Source organism: Aquiflexum sp., from assembly GCF_977115555.1.
The window spans coordinates 1-3,093 of the sequence record NZ_CDSBKL010000451.1 but is presented as its reverse complement, the minus strand read 5'-3'; the positions used below and the strand labels follow the sequence as shown (position 1 = coordinate 3,093).

3 protein-coding genes are annotated in these 3,093 nt (G+C 34.0%); 2 read left to right on the top strand and 1 reads right to left on the bottom strand.

The features are described 5' to 3' along the window. The coding region (locus ACZFYI_RS18115) for a S8 family serine peptidase (protein ID WP_462525531.1) at window positions 1-336 on the top strand (336 nt) is incomplete at its 5' end. On the opposite strand, the gene ACZFYI_RS18110 is transcribed toward ACZFYI_RS18115, so the two are convergent. Further along, window positions 327-2,579: an adenylate/guanylate cyclase domain-containing protein gene (locus ACZFYI_RS18110; RefSeq protein ID WP_462525530.1), complete on the bottom strand. Its 2,253-nt coding sequence runs from the start codon at window positions 2,577-2,579 to the stop codon at window positions 327-329. The two genes, ACZFYI_RS18115 and ACZFYI_RS18110, sit on opposite strands and share 10 nt — an antisense overlap. Before the next feature lie 256 nt (window positions 2,580-2,835). Between ACZFYI_RS18110 and ACZFYI_RS18105 the strand changes: the two genes are divergently transcribed. Continuing rightward, window positions 2,836-3,093 (top strand): hypothetical protein (locus ACZFYI_RS18105; protein ID WP_462525529.1); only part of this gene is annotated, 258 nt, incomplete at its 3' end.

The following is a 3,093-nucleotide window of genomic DNA, read 5'->3' as shown; positions in this document are numbered from 1 at the left end:
GTGATGTCAGCAGGTAATGATTATGGTGATGCGAATTTAAATTTCCCGGGTAGTTTTTCCTTTCCATCTAAAGCGGTTACTGTAGCGGCTTTGGATTTCAACTGTCATAATATTATCGGATTTGCTCCATATTCTAATTTTGGAACATGTGCTAAATGGGCTGCTCCTGGAAGTAACATTTATTCAACATTGCCAGACAATGATTACGGATATATGTCTGGAACCTCCATGGCATGTGCGCTAGTAGCGGGGATAATTCACGCTAGAAATGACCTACCTTCCTACCAAGAATATATAACGTTTCATGGTCAGGATTATAAAATCCCTCACTTATAACAGATTGCAAGGGTAGATTTTCCTTGCTCTTCGTTAATAGTGTTCATGTATTTTGTATTCTTTCTTTTTAAATCAATCTTCAAATTTTGATTCTTAACAGCTTTAATGAAGTCAGGTTCATTTTTGAATCCATCAAAAATTGGATTTTGGGTAATAAAAAATATGTCGACCCAATTATTTTTTTCAGCTATTTCAAGTGATTTCAAACAGTTACTTAGATCTCCTTTCATGGCATAATATTTTACCATATCAAAATAATCGTCTGGATCCTGACTATTGTTTTTAATGTTGCTTACCAAGTATTCTTTGCATCCATCAATTAGTAATTCTGACTTAAATTTGTTTTCCTTGATAATTTTTTCAAGGTATCCCAAATACATTATTGGGCGATTTATTCCGCAATTGATTGAATTTTGGTCGGATTGAAAGGCAAGATTCAAATTCAAATAGGCAGCTTCAAAATCTCGGCAAAAGAAATAAATCTTTCCTGCACTTAATCTCTTAAGACTTTCTTCCTCTTCGAGATTCATGATTTTTGTTACAATTCCCTTAGCTTCATTTAGCTCATTTAATCCAATTAAAGAGTATGCCAATTGTTCATATCCTTCAATAGATGGTTTTATTTTTATTGATTCCTCGAGCCAACAGATTGCATTTTGGTAATCTTTTAATAGCCGATAATTCCAACCAACTGTTAGTAAGGAAAGGTAGAGTTGTGGATTTAATTTTGAAGATTTGTCTACATAAAAAAGAGAGGAATCGATCTTTCCTAATACCAAAAGCGTGGATCCCAAATTTGCTAAGGCCCTACTATTGTTGTCGTTTATAGAAACAGCTTTCTTGAAATAGTTTTTTGCAGTCTGGTATTCTATTTTGTAATAATTCGCGCTACCGAGTGAAACATACGCATCGGAATACGCACTGTCAATTTGAAGTGTTTTATTACTGTAATAGATACTTGAATCTAACCAGTATTTTTCACCTTCATTATAATAATGATGTTGAACAAAAGCATCAGCTAATCCCTGATAGGCTTCTTTGAAATTTGGAGACAAACTCAATGCTTTCCGAAACAATTTGATTGCTTGTTGATTTTCTTTCTCTTCATATTTTAGGTATTTTCTTCTTCCTGATATATATGCTTGATAGGCATCAGAATTGTCAGTTGGGTTGGAATTAAGCTTTTCAATTTCTGAAACCGTCAACTTTACACCTAATAAACTAGATATCTGTAAAATAACCTGTCTGTTAAATTCCAAAATACTTAACATTTCAGAACCTATTTCAAAGTTTTCAGACCATAACACTTTGTCACTTTTTCCTTCAAATAGCCTAATATTTACTTTTCTTTTTGTCCCATTACCACTTATGTTGCCGACTAACAAATATTCAGCCTTTAATTCGTTTGAAATGGTTTTGGCTGATTGATTATTGATATTGTATTGATTTGAACTTCGTGGATCAATGATGCCTATAGATGAGATGCTCGAAAGTCCGTTTAGTAAATTGTCAGTGAGGGTGATGTTCAAAGAATCGTTTAAAGTGGGATATTCAATTTCAGAAAAAGGCAATATTGCGATTGATTTTTCCTGTTTAGCCATCAACTTACTTATTGAAGTATTATGATAAATACCAAATCCCACCAATGTCAAAGTCAATACGACCAATCCACCCACCATTACCTTCTTCAGCCTGCTTTCCATCAACTTAAGCAAAACTCCTCTCTTAGGTACAGTTAGCCCTTCATTTGTCAAGGCAAATACCTCCATTGGTTCCTTAACATTTTTCAAACTGAATTTTCCAAGCGAAACTGATTTCAAAGAAGAATTTTCATCTATGTCCTCGTGAATTTTTTTTGAGAAAAACACCGATCCAGGAGAGCCCAAAGTCTGTAACCTAGAAGTTATATTGACCGCATCCCCAAAAACATCATGGTTGTCCAAAATAACCTCCCCGTAATGTATTCCTATTCTTAGGCTGATTTCCTTGGATTCGAAATAATGCTTTTGAAGTTCATAAGCGGCAGCAACCGCATCTTGGGAATTTGAAAAAAAACATAATACCCCATCTCCCAACTCCTTGATCAATCTACCATGATGGATTTTGAGGATTTCCTGATGAATTTTGGAATTTTTCTTTACCAATTGAAAAGCAAGCTCCTGATTTGCACCCATCATGGCGGTATATCCGACGATATCGGAAAACATAATGGCTGCACAGGTTCGTTTTGGCTCGTTTTTCATCACTCAAAAAATCAATGTTCCGAACGTTGTCGGATTAGTTTGGTTTTGTAAATTTCAGGATTTTCCCCATTTGGTTATTATCACTGATAAGTGGATAAAATTGTCCTTAATTTAGTTTGACTTGAAAGTATCAAAATATTGTTAGCCCTTAATTATCAATTTGTTCCTTTAAATTAATAAATTAAACTGGCATTAATTGCCAGTTTTCAAGTTAATTGAATTTTCAGCCAAAGACCCATGTTTAACCAAATCAATTATGGAAAAATCATTCACCCAATTTTCAGTATTTCTGTTTGTTTTAATCGTTGCTTTTTCTTGTCAATCGCAATCGAATGAATATAATCCTGATGATATAAGTCTGAACTGGCAACTTGAACAAAACAAAATCTCTCCTGAACAATTCCACCAAGCTAAATTTACGCTTAAGAATAAAGGAAATGTTCCTTTACCGCCGGATTCGGAAATTTATTTCAATACCATTTTTCTATCGGTAAATCCTCAGGTTTTGGATTCT

Bases quoted from the DNA above. Each gene is read 5' to 3' on its own strand.
- ACZFYI_RS18110 (WP_462525530.1), bottom strand. From the start codon at position 2,579: ATGAAAAACGAGCCAAAACGAACCTGTGCAGCCATTATGTTTTCCGAT.